Below are 14,760 nucleotides of genomic sequence, written 5' to 3' on the forward strand. Positions count from 1 at the left end.
ACGATAAATCCCCGCAGTGCGTTCGAACCGGCGCGCCGGCCCGCCCCGCTGCCGCGGGAGCTCAGAAACCGAGGCCGGGCAGACCGCCGCCGAGACCCTGGGCCAGCGGGCCCATCCGCTCGGCCTGCATCTTCTGCGCGGTCGCGTTGGCGTCCCGGACGGCGGCCAGCACCAGGTCGGCCAGCGTCTCTGTGTCGTCCGGGTCCACCGCGGCCGGGGCGATGGTCAGCGCCACCAGCTCACCGGCGCCCGTCACCGTCGCCTCGACCAGACCGCCGCCCGCCGAACCCGAGACGTGCGTCTCGGCCAGCTCGCGCTGCGCCTTGCCCAGCTCCTCCTGCATCTTCTGCGCCTGCTTGAGCAGCTGCTGCATGTTGGGCTGGCCACCACCAGGGAACACGGGTCACTCCTGTGAGATCTCGGGTCGTTCTTGCTCGGTCCAACGCTTCGGGCCGAGCCTACGTGCCCGGGTGCCGCCGCCGGGCGTCCTCAGCGGTTGTGCCGGATCTCCTCCAGCACCGTCGCCCCGAGCTCACGGACGATCAGCTCCGTCGGGTCCACGCCCGGCTGCTGCACGTGCGTGGGCGGGCCCGTGTAGACCGCGTCGCCCTCGATGTCGTAGTCGTCCGGCGGGTACTCCTCCAGCGGGGGCTCGGGCACCGGCGCGGGCGCCGGGGCGGCCGCCTGGGGCGCCGGAGGTGCCTGAGTCGGCTGGGGCGCGGAGTGCACGGGGGGCGCCTGCACGGCTGCGGGCGCCGGGGGCTGCTGCTGGACGGGCGGGGCCGTCTGCGGCGGGGCCTGCTGGGCCTGCGGCTGCGGAGCCGGCTGGGCCTGCGGGGCCGGCTGGAAGGACTGCGGCGGGCGGGCCTGCTGCTGGAACGCCTGCGGCTGCTGCTGCGGCGCCCCCCAACCACCGCCGGCCGGCGCCGCCGGAGCGGCCGGAGCCTGCTGCGCGGCACCCGCCCCGCCCGACGGGTCGACGATGCACTCCACCCGCCAGTCGACGCCGAGCGCGTCGGCCAGCGCCTGCTTCAGCACGTCGTCGCTGTTGCTGCTGACGAAGCTGTCGCGGGCGCCCGCGTTGATGAACGAGACCTGGAGCGTGCTGCCGTCGAACCCGGCCACCTGCCCGTTCTGGCTGAGCAGGATCCAGGTGAACCGGCGGCGGTTCTTCACCGCCTCCAGGATCTGCGGCCAGAGCTGCCGCACCTGGCCCGCCCCCTGCTGCGCGGCCGCCGACGGCTGGCCGGCCGCGGGCGGCTGCTGCACCACGGGCGGGGCCGGCGGCTGCACGGGCTGCGGGGCCGCGGGCTGGGCGGCCTGCGGGACGGGCGCGGGCGCGGGGGCCGCCGCACCGCCACCGGCCGGGAAGCTGCGCGGGATCGGCCAGGCGCCGGGCGCGGGCTGAGCCGGCGTCACCCCGCCCTGCGGGGCGGGCTGCTGAGGCGCCGTCGACTGCTCCTGCACGGGGGCGGCCGGCGCCGGCGGCATCTCCACCGGAGCCGCCTGCACCTGCGGCACCTGCTGTGCCTGGGGCACCTGCTGCAGCTGGGGCATCTGCGGCATCGCCTGGGCGGCCTGCACCGGAGCGGCGAAGCCGCCCGCCGTCGCCCGCCGCTCGAGCTTGTCCAGCCGGGCCTGGAGCGACAGCTCGTCCCCGTACGCGCCGGGCAGCATCACCCGGGCGCAGATCAGCTCCAGTTGCAGCCGGGGCGCCGAGTTCCCGCGCATCTCCGTCAGGCCGGTGTTGACGATGTCCGCCGCCCGGCTGAGGTCGGACGGGCCGAAGCGGTCCGCCTGGGCCTGCATGATCGCGATCCGATCGGCCGGCGCGTCGATCAGGCCCTTCTCCCCGGCGTCCGGCACGGTCCCCAGGATGACCAGGTCGCGCAGCCGCTCCAGCAGGTCGGTGACGAAGCGGCGCGGGTCGTTCCCGCCCTCGACCACGCGGTCGATCACCTGGAACACCGTCGCCCCGTCGTGCGCGGCGAAGGCGTCCACCACCTCGTCCAGCAGCGCCGAGTCGGTGTACCCGAGCAGCGCGGTGGCCATCTGGTACGTCACGCCGCCCTCGGCCGCGCCCGCCAGCAGCTGGTCCATCACCGACATCGAGTCACGGACCGAACCCGCGCCCGCCCGCACCACCAGCGGGAACACCGGGTCCTCGACCTGGATGCCCTCCCGGCCGCAGACCTCCGCCAGGTAGTCCCGCAGCGTGCCGGGCGGCACCAGGCGGAACGGGTAGTGGTGCGTCCGGGACCGGATCGTCCCGATCACCTTCTCCGGCTCGGTGGTGGCGAAGATGAACTTGAGGTGCTCCGGCGGCTCCTCCACCACCTTGAGCAGCGCGTTGAACCCGGCCGAGGTCACCATGTGCGCCTCGTCCAGGATGAAGATCTTGTACCGGCTGTGCACCGGCGCGAAGAACGCCCGCTCGCGCAGCTCGCGCGCGTCGTCCACACCACCGTGCGAGGCGGCGTCGATCTCGATCACGTCGATCGAGCCCGGCCCGCCGGTCGCCAGGTCCCGGCAGGACTGGCACTCGCCGCAGGGCGTCGGGGTCGGGCCCTGCTCGCAGTTGAGGCAGCGGGCCAGGATGCGGGCGCTCGTCGTCTTGCCACAGCCGCGCGGCCCGCTGAACAGGTACGCGTGGTTGACCCGGTTGTTGCGCAGGGCCTGCTGGAGCGGAGCGGTCACGTGCTCCTGCCCGATGACCTCGGCGAAAGTCTCGGGGCGGTAGCGGCGGTACAGGGCTAGGGACACACCCCGACGATATCGGGCCAGACGGACAGCCGGGCCGCTCCCGGGAACGCAAGGACCCCTCGTGCACCCGCCAGAGCCCTCCTACCCTTGCTGCCTTCCGGCCCTGGGGGGTTTCAGAGAGATGACGCCACACGAGGGGCTGGTCCCCACAGTAGCGGATCCCGGACCCAAGCCGCACCACCCCACCCGCCCACCCATCCCCAGGCACCCACCCCCGACCACCTGCAGATGGTTGGTCGCGAGCACCCCCGAACATGTACTAAGCTCTCCCACGGAGGATTCGCCTAGAGGCCTAGGGCGCACGCTTGGAAAGCGTGTTGGGATAAAACCCTCACGAGTTCGAATCTCGTATCCTCCGCCTCGCCCGCCAGGGCAAACGAGGGCCCCGACCGCACAGCGGTCGGGGCCCTCGTCGTTGCGATGGTCTCCGTGACCGTGTCCACCGGCGCCCGCTCGGTCTGGTGCGCAGCGATGAAGCAGCCCGACCGGGACCCTCCGCCTGCTGATGATCGAACCAGTCATCGCAACCGTGCCAGATCCAGGACGGACCGAGAGTAGCCTGGGCATTACCGAAGGCACTTCGCATGCCGGCACCGGACACTGGCGTCGTCTCCGGCGAACAGCTATCCCGGACCCGACCTCGAGCCGGGCTCGGAGACAGGTTCTTGATCATGACCGCGATCCTCGATCGTGCGACGACGCCTACCCCCCAACCTGCTCTGCGACTGTCCATGGCGCCTGACGGCGTGCGGGCCGGCCGGCTGGACGGGGCTTGGTGGCCCCAGTCTCGTGACCTTCTTCTCGAACTCCCCGCCTTGGCCGCCGAGCTCGACAAGCGGTGGGGCCGGGTCACCCGGATCACCGTGAACCCCGCCCAGTGGCCGCTCATCCCGCGGCGGATTCCGGTCGCGGGTCACACCGTCCACGCGGGGTGGTTCACCACCGAGCAGGACGAGCACATGATCATGGTCTGCTCGTACGCCCCCCGTCGGCTGAACCTACTGGTCGTCCCGCCGCAGACGGATGCCGCCGACGCCGCCCGGCTCATGGCCGGGGCCGCCGACCCCGCCAACACCAGGACCGCGAGCGAGCTGCTCGGCGCGGAGGCGGGCACCAGTGCAGCCGAGTCGGACGCCCGTTCCGACTTCCTGCCGTCGGCCGTCGCACCCCCCGATGGCCTCGGCGAGGCCAACCGGCGAGCCGATCTCGCCCTGAGCAGGGCCGCCTCTTGGCCGACACCCGCGTAGGCGGCGGACGGCAGCCGCCCGGGCCCGCGGCCGGGCCTGCGTCACTCGCGTGACCACTCGGTCTCGGCCTGGGGCTCGCCGTCGGCACCGGTCCCTTCCCAGAGCCGGACCCTGACCGCCCGGGGGCCCGGCGCAGGTCGGGAGAGAGTTCGGACGAACACGTCCCGCAAGTGGTTGGCCGCCCGCTGGGGCGACCCGTCGTAGTCCAGCGGATTCGGCATCGTCGTGTCGTCCTGCCGGGACCAGTGGCCGTAGTCGTCCTGGGTCTCCAGAATCCACCGGTAGCACCGCATCGTGGCCTCCTGTGACAGCGCTCCTGCCCCGACCACGACCGTACGAGGCGGGCGGGCGGACAGCTACCGGGGAGGTCGGGTGACGGCTCCGGTGCCACGATGGAACCAAGGGCGCAGAGGAGGCTGTCGATGTTCGAGGCAGGTGACATCCGGGAGTGGCGCGGCCACGACGTCGTCGACGTCGACGTCGACGGCCACAAGATCGGCACGTTGGAGTCCGTCTACGTGGACACCGCGACCGATCAGCCGTCCTTCGCCACGGTCACCGTCGGCCTGCCCACCCGCCGCCGCCTGGTGTTCGTCCCTCTGTCCGGCGCGACGGTCGGTCCCGGCTACCTGAAGGTCACCCGTCCCAGGAGCCAGGTGAAACACGCCCCGGCCATCGACACCGACGGAGAACTCCCCGCCGAGGACGAGCAGGCCGTCTTCGCCCACTACGAGCTCGACTACGAGCCGGGCACGGGCGGGGAACGCCGCCTGGCCCGCCGCTAGCAGTCCTCCGGGCCGAGCAAGGAGGCCGACTACGGCACTGGTGCTGTTCCTCGTCATCGCGTGGCGATCGTGCTCGGACTGGTCGGTGCCGTCGCCGAGGGCCTTACGTACCTGCTGTTCATCGGTATCGCCGTACTGATCGTCGCGCTGGCACTCTCCGCGGTCCGGTTCCGGCGCGGGGGCCGATCCGTAAACCGCTGAACCCAGGCGGAGCCCGGGCCGGGCAGTGCGGGACTGGGCTGGGAGTAGCCTGGGTATCACCGAAGGCACTTCGCATGCCGGCACCGGACACTGGCGTCGTCTCCGGCGAACGGCTATCCCGGACCCGGCCTCGAGTCGGGTTCGAAGACAGGTCCTCGATCATGACTGTGACCGATCGCGCGACGACGCCGGCCACCCCACAGTCCCGCGTGCGGCTCTCGCTGACGCCCGACGGCGCGCGGGCCGGCCGACTGGACGGAGCCTGGTGGCCCCGATCGCACGACCTTGCCCTCGAACTCCCGTCCCTGGCCGCCGAACTCGGCGAGCGGTGGGGCCGGGTCACCCGGATCACCGTGAACCCCGCCCAGTGGGTGACCGTCCCCCGACGGATACCGATCACGGGTCACACCGTCCACGCGAGCCACACCGTCCACGGGCGCTGGTTCACCACCATGCCGGACCAGCACACGGTCTCGGTCCGCTCGCACCTTCCCCGTGGGCTGAACCTGCTGGTCGTCCCGCCGCGGACGGAGGCCGTCGAGGCCGCCAGACTGATGGCCGAGGCCGCCGATCCCGCGAACACCAGGTCCGCGAGCGAGCTGCTCGCTGCGGAGCCGAGCATCGGGGTGCCCGACGGGCGAGGGATCGCCTGGCCGGTGCGTGACCCCTCGGTCTCGGCCTGGGACTCCGCCCGCTGGGGCGGTCCGTCGTCCTTGCCCGGGCACGCCGGCACGCACCCGGCCGAGCGGCGATGACGGTCCTCCCGATCGTCCGCCCGGAGCGGACCGCCGTCAGTACTCGGAGCCGCTTCGCAGGTAGGTCCCGGTGACCTGGAGCCACGCCCCGCAGCCGAAGCACGTCTCGATCCGGTGCGGCGTGTCTTCGAAGACCCGCAGGACGCGCAGTGCGCCGCTCGGGTGGAGGTCGTACTCGAAGGTGACGCGGTCGTCCGCACCGTCCTCGTACTGCAGGTCCAACGGCCCCTTCGACGGCTCTGCCGGTGCCCGGGCCTCGGCTGGGAGTTTCACGTAGACGGACATTTCCTCGTCCCGCCCTTCCTCTCTCTGTTCCGCCCGGGAAGCCGCACCGTGTGCCTTCGCCTCACTCCTCGGCCGGTGGCTCGGGGCCGATTCCTGTGGTGAGGAGGATCTGCCGCGCGGTGTCCGTTCCGCCGGCCCTGGCCGCGCGGGCCATCGCCGCCAGGGCCGCCCCCTGGCTCGCCCGCGCGGGGACGACGAGCAGGCTGAAGTGATCGCGGTCGCCTCGGGTGATGATCACGGTGTCGTCGCCGACCGGGTACGTGTCGATGTGCACCGGCCGGCCGTCGATGACCAGCCTGGACGGGATGTCGTCCCAGGCGTCGGCGTCCAGACCGACGCTCGCGACCGGACCGAGGTGTTCGGTCAGGGCCCTGACCAGACCGGGCAGCTCGGCGGCGACGTCCCGGGAACGCGGCCACCAGGCGCCGTCCAGTGCACCCTCGCGCGACTGCGTGGTCTCCAGGCGCAACAGGACCGTCCCCGGCCGCACAGCCTGTTCGAACCGGTCGGGCAGGAGCCCGTGGCGGGAGGCTCTGGTCTCGTCCGACATGGTCCGCCGCCCTTCCGAAGGCGCAGTTCAGGACACCGGAGCGGGGACGGTACTCGCCGCGGCGGCTGGGACCGTCCCGTCGTTCCACGGTACTCCGCGCCGTGTCGGCGGCGTCGGGGCGAGAAGAACGGCGCGCGGGTGCAGACTCTCCCCGGGGGGCCGGTCTTGACCGCGGATCACTGTGAGGACTTCCGGCATGCTCGACGTCCCGGCCTGGTTGTGGGTGGCGTTCGTCGCCACCGTGGTGGTGGCGCTGGCGGTGGACCTGCTGGCCCACCGCAGCGCGCACGTCATCGGCTTCCGGGAAGCCGCCGCGTGGAGCGGCGTGTGGATCGGCCTCGCGCTCGCGTTCGCCGCGGTGGTCTTCCTCGTCCTCGGCGTGACGCCGGGAACGGAGTACGTCACCGCGTGGCTGCTGGAGAAGAGCCTGTCGGTCGACAACCTGTTCGTCTTCGCGCTGATCTTCGGGTACTTCAAGGTGCCCCGCGCGTACCAGCACCGGGTGCTGTTCTTCGGCGTCATGGGCGCCCTGGTGTTCCGCGGGGTCTTCCTGTCCCTCGGGGTGGCTGTGGTCAGCCGCTTCACCGCGGTGCTGTTCGTCTTCGCCGCGGTGCTGTTCTACAGCACCTACAAGATCCTCAAGGAGGAGGACGACAGCTTCGACCCGTCCAGGAGCCTCGCCGTGCGGCTGCTGCGCAAGCTCGTCCCCGTCCAGGACGAGTACGCCGGGATGAAGTTCTTCGTCGAGGAGGGCGGCCGACGCGTCGCCACCCCGCTGCTCGCGGTCGTCGCCGCGATCGAGGCGGCCGACCTGGTCTTCGCCGTCGACAGCGTGCCGGCGGTACTCGCGGTCAGCGATGACGCCTTCATCGTCTACACCAGCAACGCCTTCGCCATCCTCGGGCTGCGTGCGCTGTACTTCCTGCTGGCGGGCCTGCTCGACCGCTTCTACTACCTGAGCAAGGGCCTGGCCGTCATCCTCGCCTTCATCGGCGTGAAGCTCGTCCTCCAGGCCTCCCACAAGACCATCAGCAGCGACATCCCTGAGATCTCGTCACCGGTGAGCCTGGCCGTCATCGTCGTGGTCCTGACGGCTTCGGTCGTGCTGAGCCTTCGGCGCCCCGCGCAGCCCCCTCCGGCCGTCCCTCCCGGAGCGGGCGAGGCCCCGCGCGGTGATCCACCGGAGCCGGGCGCGTGAGCGTTCGTCGACCGGCCCTTGGCGGGATGGAGGAAGCTCAGCGCCACTCGATCAGGAACAGCGTGGCGTCGTCGCTCGTACGCCCGCCCCGCTTCTCCTTCAGGACGTGCGAGAGCGCGCGCACAACGGCCCGCACACCGTCCTGGGAGCGCTCGACGCGGTCGACCCAGTCGATGAGCTGTTCCTCCCCGAACTGCTCCCCGCCGGCCTCGCGTTCCTCGACCAGTCCGTCGGTGAAGCACAGGACCCGGTCCCCGTGCCGCAGCACCCGCTCGCTGATCACCGGCACCTCGCCGCCGAACCCGACCGGCAGGGTGGTGGCGCTCTCCAGTCGCTCGACCACCCTGTGCCCGCGGATCAGCAGCGGCTGCGGATGACCGGCGTTGACCCACTGCAGGAGGCCGCTCACGGTGTCCAGTCGCATCATCTGTGCAGTGACGAAGTGGTCGGGCCCGAACTGCTCGGCGACGGCTCGGTCCATGAAGGCGTAGATCTCCGCCAGTCCGACGTCGGCGCGCCGCGCGTGCCGGTACGCACCTATGGCGACCGTCGCCATGGTGGCGGCGTCCAGCCCGTGGCCCATGGCGTCGATCGTGGTCACGTGCAGGACGTCGTCGTTGAGCGCGTAGTCGAAGCTGTCCCCGGCCACCTGGTACGCGGGTTCGAGAATGCCCGCCACCGCGACCCGGGGAACGGTCATCGACAGCGGTGGCAGCAGCGACCACTGGATCTCCGCCGCCACGCTCATCGGCTCCAGGCGCCTCGCCTGGAAGATCCGGTCGGTGTAGCCGCTCTTGGTGACCAGCAGATCAGCCACCAGGCCGGCGAACCGGCCAAGGAGCCTCCGATCGTCCTCATCGACGGTGTCCAGCGTGAGGGCCAGCACCCCCACCTCGTCGCCGCCGTCCAGCAACGGCAGGTACACCCGCACCCCGTCCACCTGCGGCACCTCGACGGGAACACCGCGCAGAAAGGCCGCGCCCGCCGGGGACCCGTCGATCGGCACCGGCTCCCCGACGGCCAGCCCCCGGCCGGGCAGCGGCGCAAGCACCAACTGACCGTAGTCCTGGAGCAGGAGCTCGGGGTCACGGCCGCCCACCACGGTCACCGCATCGGCGACCAGCGGGGCGAGCAGTGCGGGTGGAAGCTCGTGGGCCTGGTCTAGCAGCAAGCCCAGCAGGTGTTCGCCGAAGCCCTCCGCCCGGGCCGGCCGCCGCCCACCATCCCTGCTCACCACCGCGACCTCCCTGTCCCGTGCGATCGGCACGGACGCGATCCATCCCGACACTCCGGTGGGTCCGCCGGACTGGTCCTTCCATTACGCCCGACGGCGGCGCGATACGCCCCCGGCCACGCGCCGTCCCATCGGTCGCCCCGCCGAGAGGTCGGCCCTGCAGGCCGGGGCTCGGCCGCTGTGCCGAGGAGCACCTCCGGTCCTGGTCTCAGTTCTGGTCTCATTCGCCCCGGTCCAGCCGGGTTCAGCGCCTGCTCAGCGGCTCGCTCCGGCGCAGGTCAGGACGGGTGTGAACGCTGGCGGACGGCGTTCGGGAGAGTTGGAAAGCGTGTTGGGATAAAACCCTCACGAGTTCGAATCTCGTATCCTCCGCCTTCTCGAAGGCCCGGACCGCTCAGCGGCCCGGGCCTTCGTCGTTTCCGGGCCGTCCCCGCACCGACCTCGCCGCGCTCCGCCCCTGCCCGGCCGTCGGCCGGGCAGGGGCGGAGTGGGCCCCAATCAAGGAGACAACCCCTAACCCGCGGCTCCCCAGGTGCCGGTGGACCAGAGCGGCCGGCCGTCCTGGCGGTAGACGACGAAGTTGCCGTCGTCCTGGAGCACGGCGCGGGCCCCCGGATTGCCCCAGGTGCCGGTGGACCAGACCGGGGCGTCGATCTGGTAGCGCATCACCAGGTTGCCGTCGGCCTGCATGTTGAGCACCCAGGGGTACATGTGCCAGGTGCCGCTGGACCAGATCGGAGCGTCGTCCCGCTTGCGGTAGATGACCAGGTTGCCGTCCGGCTGCATGATCAGCCAGACGCTGGCGGACTGGGCCCAGCTACCGGCGTACAGCTCGCCCTGGTGGTCCGGCCGGCTCGCGTCCGCGTCGCAGAAAGAGGCCGCCCGCCGGGTGGTGTGGCTCTCCCACAGGGCCTTCGAGCTGCTGTTGGCGACGAGCACGTACAGGTTGCCGGACTGGTTGAAGTAGGCCTTGGCCCCCGGGGAGTCCCAGGTCCGGGTGGACCACAGCGCGGTGCCGTCCTGGCGGTAGACCACCAGGTTCCCGTCGGCCTGCATCTCCGCGTAGGCGCCGGGGTTGCCCCACGTCCCGCTCGACCACATCGCGTGGTCGGGCCCTCCGGCCGAGTTCACCAGCGACAGCACCAGGTTGCCGTCCGGCTGCATCCGCAGCGCGGTCGAGCCGGTGTGGTCCGCGCGGGTCTGGCCGGCCGTCAGCCGCGCGCCCGAGTCCAGCGCGACCCTGATGTCGTCGGTGTACATCGGGTCCTGACGGCAGATCGGCGTGCTCTCGGCGCTGGCCTGCGGCGCCGGGACGATGCCCGCCAGGGCGGCTGCGGCCAGCAGCGAGACGGCGGATCTGCGGATGTGACGACGCGTCATGCGTGGGTCCCCCTTGTGTGGTGCGGTCGGGGATCTTCCTACACCCCGGGGGCGCGGCGACGACGACCGGGGGTGGGTCGAAGATCGTTCCCGCACGGCCCCCTCGCCCGGGGGCAGTACCGGACCGCCGCGCCCGCCGACGTCCGCGCACCCGGGCGGCGGTCCCGTCCTCACGAAGGCCCCGGACCGCCGGGGAGCAGACGGTCCAGCCACCCCGGCAGCCACCAGTTGGCCCGGCCGAGGAGCGTCATGGTCGCCGGTACCAGCACCATGCGCACGACCGTGGCGTCGATGAGGATCGCGGTGGCCAGGCCGAGTCCGAACATCTTGGTGGAGGGGTCCTCGGCGACGGCGAAGGACACGAAGACCGCCACCATGATGAGGGCCGCCGAGGTGATGATCCGGGCGGTGCCCGAGACGCCCTCCACGATCGCCGTGCCGTTGTCGCCGGTGCGCAGGTACTCCTCCCGCACGCGGGAGAGGAGGAACACCTCGTAGTCCATCGACAGGCCGAACAGGATGGCGAACAGGAACATCGGGATGAACGACACGATCGGGACCGTCGCCTCCAGCCCGATGAGTGCGCCTCCCCAGCCCCACTGGAAGACCGCGACCAGGACGCCGTAGGCCGCGCCGATGCTCAGCAGGTTCAGCAGGACGGCCTTGAGCGGGACCAGGACCGAACGGAAGACCAGCATCAGCAGCAGGAAGGACGTCGCCAGCACGGTGGCGACGAGCAGCGGCAGGCGTTCGCTGGTGCGCCGGCCCACGTCGGAGAGGCTCGCGGCGGCGCCGCCGACGTGGGCCCGGGCCGGGCCGGGGCCGGTCGCCGCGGGCAGCACGTCGGTGCGCAGCCGGGCGATGGTGTCGGCGGTGACCTCGTCCTGGGGGCCGGTGGTCGGGAACACCAGGAGGGTCGCGATGCCTCCGGCCCGGTCGACGTGCGTCGGTGCGACGGACGCGATGCCCCGGTCCGCCGCGACCGCCGCGACGAGCCGGTCCAGCGCTCCCGGGTCGCCGGCGGTGTCCGCGGCGATGACGAGCGGTCCGTTGGTGCCCGGGCCGAACCCCTCGGCGACGAGGTCGTAGGCCCGGCGCTCGGTACGGCCGACCGGCATCGAGCCGTCGTCGGGCAGACCGACGCGCAGGCCGAGCACGGGGAGCGCGGCGGTCAGCAGCAGCCCGGCCGCGCCGACCGCGTACGGCACCGGGTGCCGGTTGACGTGCCCGATCCAGCGGCGCCACCCGGCGGCACGGTCGGCTCCCGCCGCCGGGACCGGCCGCCTCTTCAGGGCCCGGCCGATCCGGCCCGCCCCGGCCAGGCCCGCCCCGGCCAGGCGCGGGCCGGCCGCGCCGAGGAAGGCCGGCAGCAGCGTCACCGACGCGGCCACCATGATCAGGACGACGATCGAGACGGCCAGCCCGCCGACCGTCATGAACGGGACGTCCGCGACCGCCAGGCCGAGGATCGACACGACCACGGTGCCGCCCGCGAAGACCACGGGCCTCCCCGCCGTGGCCACCGCCAGCCCCGCCGCCTCGCGGGGGTCGAGCCCGCCCGCGAGGTGCTCCCGGTGCCTGGCGAGCACGAAGAGCGCGTAGTCGATGCCCACGCCGAGCCCGACCATGCTGCCCAGGACCGGGGCGAAGGTCGGGACGTCCGTCACCCCCGCCAGCACCGTCATCGTGGCGACCCCGACGGTCAGTCCGAAGACCGCCATGCCGATCGGCAGCGCGGCGGCGACGAGCGACCCGAAGGCCAGGAAGAGGATCGCGGCCGCGGCGAGGAGGCCGATCAACTCGCTGGCGCCGCCGTCGGGTTCGGAGAAGGCGTAGAAGAGGCTCCCGCCCATCTCGATGCGCAGCGGCAGTTCGGCGCGCAGCCGGTCGCCGAGGCCGACCAGGGCGTCGAGGTCCTCGGACGACAGCCGGCTCTGGTCGGGGTACTGCACCCGGACGACCGCGATCCGCCCGTCGGCCGAGACGAGGCCGCCGCGCACGGCGGTGTCCCCGCCCGCGTCGAGCGCCCCCACCGGGTCGCCCGTGCAGAGCACGTGCGGCAGGCGCTGCACCTCGGTCCGCAGCCGCGTGAGGGCGGTGCGCGCACCGTCGTGGTCGAAGAAGGTCGCGGTGCCGTCGAGGGGGGTGACGACCACTTGGGCGGTCATCCCCTCCTGGCCGGTGCCGGCCCGCTCGATCAGTTGCGCGGCCCGCTGGGAGTCCAGACCCGGAGCGGTCATCGCGTCCGCGTTCCGCCCGCCGAAGGCGACGGCGGCGAGGACGGCGAGCGTGGCGGCCGCCAGCCAGGCCGCGATCACCCGCCAGGGACGGCGGGCTGCGCCTGCGCCCAGGCGCAGCAGGGCTCTTGAGAGCATCGGGTCCTCCAACCACCGCGTCGGCCGTCCTTGCGCGGCCGCCCGATGCCGAGGTTCGTCGTCACGGGGCGCGGCGGCATCGACCCACGGGCCGCGGATGAGTCGGCCCCGGGGCCGGGTGAGGACCCGTCCTTTCGGCCGATGCGCGGAGCGGCGCGGTCCCCGAGGCTTGGGACCGTGCTGCGAGACGAGCTGCGAACCCTGTGGACCGAGCCCCGGCCGCCCGACCCGCCCGCCCGGGTGCGGCGGGACTGGGCGCTGCTCGCCGCGGGCCTGGCTGCCGTGGCGCTGGAGGGCGCCCTGCGCGAGGACCTCGTGTGGCGGCCGGTGGCGGTGGTGTCCGCCGCGGGGCTGTGCCTGCTGGCCCTGTGGCGCCGGACCCACCCGCTGGCGACCGTCCTGCTGGCGTTCGGCTCGGTGATCGTGCTCCAGCTGGTCTCGCTGATCGCCGCACCGCGCGAGCCGGTCGGCCTGGACAGCAGCGTGGTCGTGCTGGTGCTGGTGTACGCGCTGCTCCGGTGGGGGTCGGGACGGGAGATCGTGCTGGGCGGCACGGTGATCCTCACGGCCTTCGCGCTGGCGGCCTCCGTGGACGGGACCCCGGCCGCCGAGCAGGTCGGGGGCTTCGTCTTCCTGTGGCTGCCCGGTCTGCTCGGGGCTGCGGTGCGCTTCCAAGTGACCGCTCGTGCGCGGCAGTTGGAGCAGCTGCGGTCCCGCGAGCGCGAGCAGCTCGCCCGGGAACTGCACGACACGGTGGCCCACCACGTCTCGGCCATGGTGATCCTCGCCCAGGCGGGCCGGGTGCTCGCCGGCACCGACCCGTCCGCCGCCGTCCAGGCGCTGGAGGGGGTCGAGGAGGAAGGGGCGCGCACGCTGGAGGAGATGCGGGCCATGGTCGCCGCGCTGCGCGACCGCGGGGCCGGAGCCGAACTCACGCCGCCCGCCGGGGTCGCGGACCTGGAGCGCCTGGTGCGCACCCCGGGCGGCCGCCTCCGGGTCGACCTGGGGCTCGACGGCGAACTGGGCACGCTGCCCCCGGCCGTGGACGCCGCCGTCTACCGGATCGTGCAGGAGTCGGTGACCAACGCGCTGCGCCACGCGGCCGACGCGACCGAGGTGGTCGTCCGGGTCGTCGCGGAACGGCACGCGGTACGGGTGAGCGTGCGCGACGACGGCCGGCGCACCGGCCGGGGCCGCGACGGGTACGGACTCACCGGGCTGCGCGAGCGCGCCGCCCTGCTCGGTGGCACACTACGAGCCGGCCCCGGCGCCGACCGGGGCTGGCAGGTCGAAGCCGAGCTGCCGAGAGGGAGGACCGACGGCGGTGTCCATCCGCGTCCTCGTCGCTGACGACCAGACCATCATCCGCACCGGGCTGTGGATCCTGCTGAACGCCCAGCCCGGCATCGAGGTGGTCGGCGAGGCCGCCGACGGACGGGAGGCGGTCCGCCTGGCCCGCGAACTGCGCCCCGACGTCTGCCTGTTCGACATCCGCATGCCCGTGGTCGACGGGCTGGAGGCGACCCGGCTGGTCGCCGGCCCGGGCGTCGCCGACCCGCTGGCCGTGGTCGTCATCACCACCTTCGACCTCGACGAGTACGTCTACGGCGCGCTGCGGGCCGGCGCCCGCGGGTTCCTCCTCAAGGACACCGGGCCGGACCTGCTGGCCCAGGCCGTACGGTCGGCGTCCGGCGGTGAGGCGCTGATCGCGCCCAGCGTCACCATCCGTCTGCTCCGGGCCTTCGCGGACCTGCCCGCCGGCCGGCCCGCGGCCCAGCCGGTCTCCCCCGTCACCGCCCGCGAGGAACAGGTCCTCCTCGCCGTCGCCCGCGGCCTGACCAACACCGAGATCGCCGATGCCCTGCACATCAGCCTCAGCACGGTGAAGACGCACCTGGCCAGCCTGATGGCCAAGCTCGGCGCCCGCAATCGGGTCGAGATCGCGATGTGGGCCTACGAGACGCGCCGCATCCTCCCGGGCACCTGA

14 protein-coding genes, 1 tRNA gene and 1 other RNA gene are annotated in these 14,760 nt (G+C 72.9%); 8 read left to right on the forward strand and 8 right to left on the reverse strand.

The window, feature by feature from the left end; genetic code table 11:
• Nucleotides 1-61: 61 nt before the first annotated feature.
• The 3 genes from ACWCYY_RS13395 to ffs form a co-directional block, all read right to left on the reverse strand.
• The gene (locus tag ACWCYY_RS13395) at nucleotides 62-400 is read right to left on the reverse strand and encodes a YbaB/EbfC family nucleoid-associated protein (RefSeq protein WP_345287003.1); all 339 of its coding nucleotides are present in this window, start codon (nucleotides 398-400) and stop codon (nucleotides 62-64) included.
• A gap of 89 nt (nucleotides 401-489) precedes the next feature.
• Nucleotides 490-2,763 carry a DNA polymerase III subunit gamma and tau gene (locus ACWCYY_RS13400; RefSeq protein ID WP_449796097.1) on the reverse strand — a complete coding sequence of 758 codons (2,274 nt, stop codon included), beginning with the start codon at nucleotides 2,761-2,763 and terminating at the stop codon, nucleotides 490-492.
• A 50-nt stretch (nucleotides 2,764-2,813) separates the two neighbouring features.
• An RNA gene (ffs, locus tag ACWCYY_RS13405) (signal recognition particle sRNA small type) lies at nucleotides 2,814-2,904 on the reverse strand.
• 132 nt (nucleotides 2,905-3,036) lie between these two features.
• Here ffs and ACWCYY_RS13410 point away from each other — a divergent pair.
• From ACWCYY_RS13410 to ACWCYY_RS13430, 5 genes are all read left to right on the forward strand, one after another.
• Nucleotides 3,037-3,121, forward strand: a tRNA-Ser gene (locus tag ACWCYY_RS13410).
• A 373-nt stretch (nucleotides 3,122-3,494) separates the two neighbouring features.
• On the forward strand, nucleotides 3,495-4,010 hold the full coding sequence (locus ACWCYY_RS13415; RefSeq protein ID WP_449796098.1) for a DUF5994 family protein: 516 nt from the start codon (nucleotides 3,495-3,497) through the stop codon (nucleotides 4,008-4,010).
• 422 nt (nucleotides 4,011-4,432) lie between these two features.
• Nucleotides 4,433-4,795 carry a PRC-barrel domain-containing protein gene (locus ACWCYY_RS13420; RefSeq protein ID WP_449796099.1) on the forward strand — a complete coding sequence of 121 codons (363 nt, stop codon included), beginning with the start codon at nucleotides 4,433-4,435 and terminating at the stop codon, nucleotides 4,793-4,795.
• Nucleotides 4,796-4,855: 60 nt separating this feature from the next.
• On the forward strand, nucleotides 4,856-4,996 hold the full coding sequence (locus tag ACWCYY_RS13425) for a hypothetical protein (RefSeq protein ID WP_449796100.1): 141 nt from the start codon (nucleotides 4,856-4,858) through the stop codon (nucleotides 4,994-4,996).
• A gap of 161 nt (nucleotides 4,997-5,157) precedes the next feature.
• Nucleotides 5,158-5,751 (forward strand): DUF5994 family protein, encoded by a 594-nt coding sequence (locus ACWCYY_RS13430; protein WP_345287015.1) that lies wholly within the window; start codon nucleotides 5,158-5,160, stop codon nucleotides 5,749-5,751.
• Between the two features lie 36 nt (nucleotides 5,752-5,787).
• On the opposite strand, the gene ACWCYY_RS13435 is transcribed toward ACWCYY_RS13430, so the two are convergent.
• Both ACWCYY_RS13435 and ACWCYY_RS13440 read right to left on the reverse strand, forming a co-directional pair.
• A complete protein-coding gene (locus ACWCYY_RS13435; protein WP_345287017.1) occupies nucleotides 5,788-6,036 on the reverse strand; it encodes a hypothetical protein in 249 nt (82 codons plus the stop codon).
• Nucleotides 6,037-6,097: 61 nt separating this feature from the next.
• Entirely contained in the window at nucleotides 6,098-6,586 is a 489-nt protein-coding gene (locus tag ACWCYY_RS13440; RefSeq protein ID WP_345287019.1) for a DUF5994 family protein, read from the reverse strand.
• A gap of 196 nt (nucleotides 6,587-6,782) precedes the next feature.
• Here ACWCYY_RS13440 and ACWCYY_RS13445 point away from each other — a divergent pair, with 196 nt between their 5' ends.
• Nucleotides 6,783-7,784: a TerC family protein gene (locus tag ACWCYY_RS13445; protein ID WP_449796101.1), complete on the forward strand. Its 1,002-nt coding sequence runs from the start codon at nucleotides 6,783-6,785 to the stop codon at nucleotides 7,782-7,784.
• A 37-nt stretch (nucleotides 7,785-7,821) separates the two neighbouring features.
• Here ACWCYY_RS13445 and ACWCYY_RS13450 read toward each other — a convergent pair whose 3' ends face one another.
• The 3 genes from ACWCYY_RS13450 to ACWCYY_RS13460 all read right to left on the reverse strand — a co-directional run bounded on the left by ACWCYY_RS13450 (nucleotide 7,822) and on the right by ACWCYY_RS13460 (nucleotide 12,773).
• Entirely contained in the window at nucleotides 7,822-9,045 is a 1,224-nt protein-coding gene (locus ACWCYY_RS13450; protein ID WP_449796196.1) for a PP2C family protein-serine/threonine phosphatase, read from the reverse strand.
• Nucleotides 9,046-9,531: 486 nt separating this feature from the next.
• Entirely contained in the window at nucleotides 9,532-10,398 is an 867-nt protein-coding gene (locus ACWCYY_RS13455) for a hypothetical protein (RefSeq protein WP_345287023.1), read from the reverse strand.
• Between the two features lie 170 nt (nucleotides 10,399-10,568).
• Nucleotides 10,569-12,773: an MMPL family transporter gene (locus ACWCYY_RS13460; RefSeq protein WP_449796102.1), complete on the reverse strand. Its 2,205-nt coding sequence runs from the start codon at nucleotides 12,771-12,773 to the stop codon at nucleotides 10,569-10,571.
• Nucleotides 12,774-12,950: 177 nt separating this feature from the next.
• On the opposite strand from ACWCYY_RS13460, the gene ACWCYY_RS13465 reads away from it, so the two are divergent.
• Nucleotides 12,951-14,123 (forward strand): sensor histidine kinase, encoded by a 1,173-nt coding sequence (locus ACWCYY_RS13465; RefSeq protein ID WP_345287026.1) that lies wholly within the window; start codon nucleotides 12,951-12,953, stop codon nucleotides 14,121-14,123.
• Nucleotides 14,098-14,760, forward strand: coding sequence for a response regulator (locus ACWCYY_RS13470; protein WP_449796103.1), 663 nt, complete (start codon nucleotides 14,098-14,100; stop codon nucleotides 14,758-14,760). Before ACWCYY_RS13465 ends, ACWCYY_RS13470 begins: the two co-directional genes overlap by 26 nt.

Source organism: Kitasatospora sp. NPDC001664, assembly GCF_053596675.1.

What these genes read in the sequence shown, in the direction of transcription:
- ACWCYY_RS13415 (WP_449796098.1), top strand. Translation starts at nt 3,495, where the DNA reads ATGGCGCCTGACGGCGTGCGGGCCGGCCGGCTGGACGGGGCTTGGTGG.
- ACWCYY_RS13420 (WP_449796099.1), top strand. Translation starts at nt 4,433, where the DNA reads ATGTTCGAGGCAGGTGACATCCGGGAGTGGCGCGGCCACGACGTCGTC.
- ACWCYY_RS13430 (WP_345287015.1), top strand. Translation starts at nt 5,158, where the DNA reads ATGACTGTGACCGATCGCGCGACGACGCCGGCCACCCCACAGTCCCGC.
- ACWCYY_RS13435 (WP_345287017.1), bottom strand. Translation starts at nt 6,036, where the DNA reads ATGTCCGTCTACGTGAAACTCCCAGCCGAGGCCCGGGCACCGGCAGAG.
- ACWCYY_RS13440 (WP_345287019.1), bottom strand. Translation starts at nt 6,586, where the DNA reads ATGTCGGACGAGACCAGAGCCTCCCGCCACGGGCTCCTGCCCGACCGG.
- ACWCYY_RS13445 (WP_449796101.1), top strand. Translation starts at nt 6,783, where the DNA reads ATGCTCGACGTCCCGGCCTGGTTGTGGGTGGCGTTCGTCGCCACCGTG.
- ACWCYY_RS13455 (WP_345287023.1), bottom strand. Translation starts at nt 10,398, where the DNA reads ATGACGCGTCGTCACATCCGCAGATCCGCCGTCTCGCTGCTGGCCGCA.
- ACWCYY_RS13460 (WP_449796102.1), bottom strand. Translation starts at nt 12,773, where the DNA reads ATGCTCTCAAGAGCCCTGCTGCGCCTGGGCGCAGGCGCAGCCCGCCGT.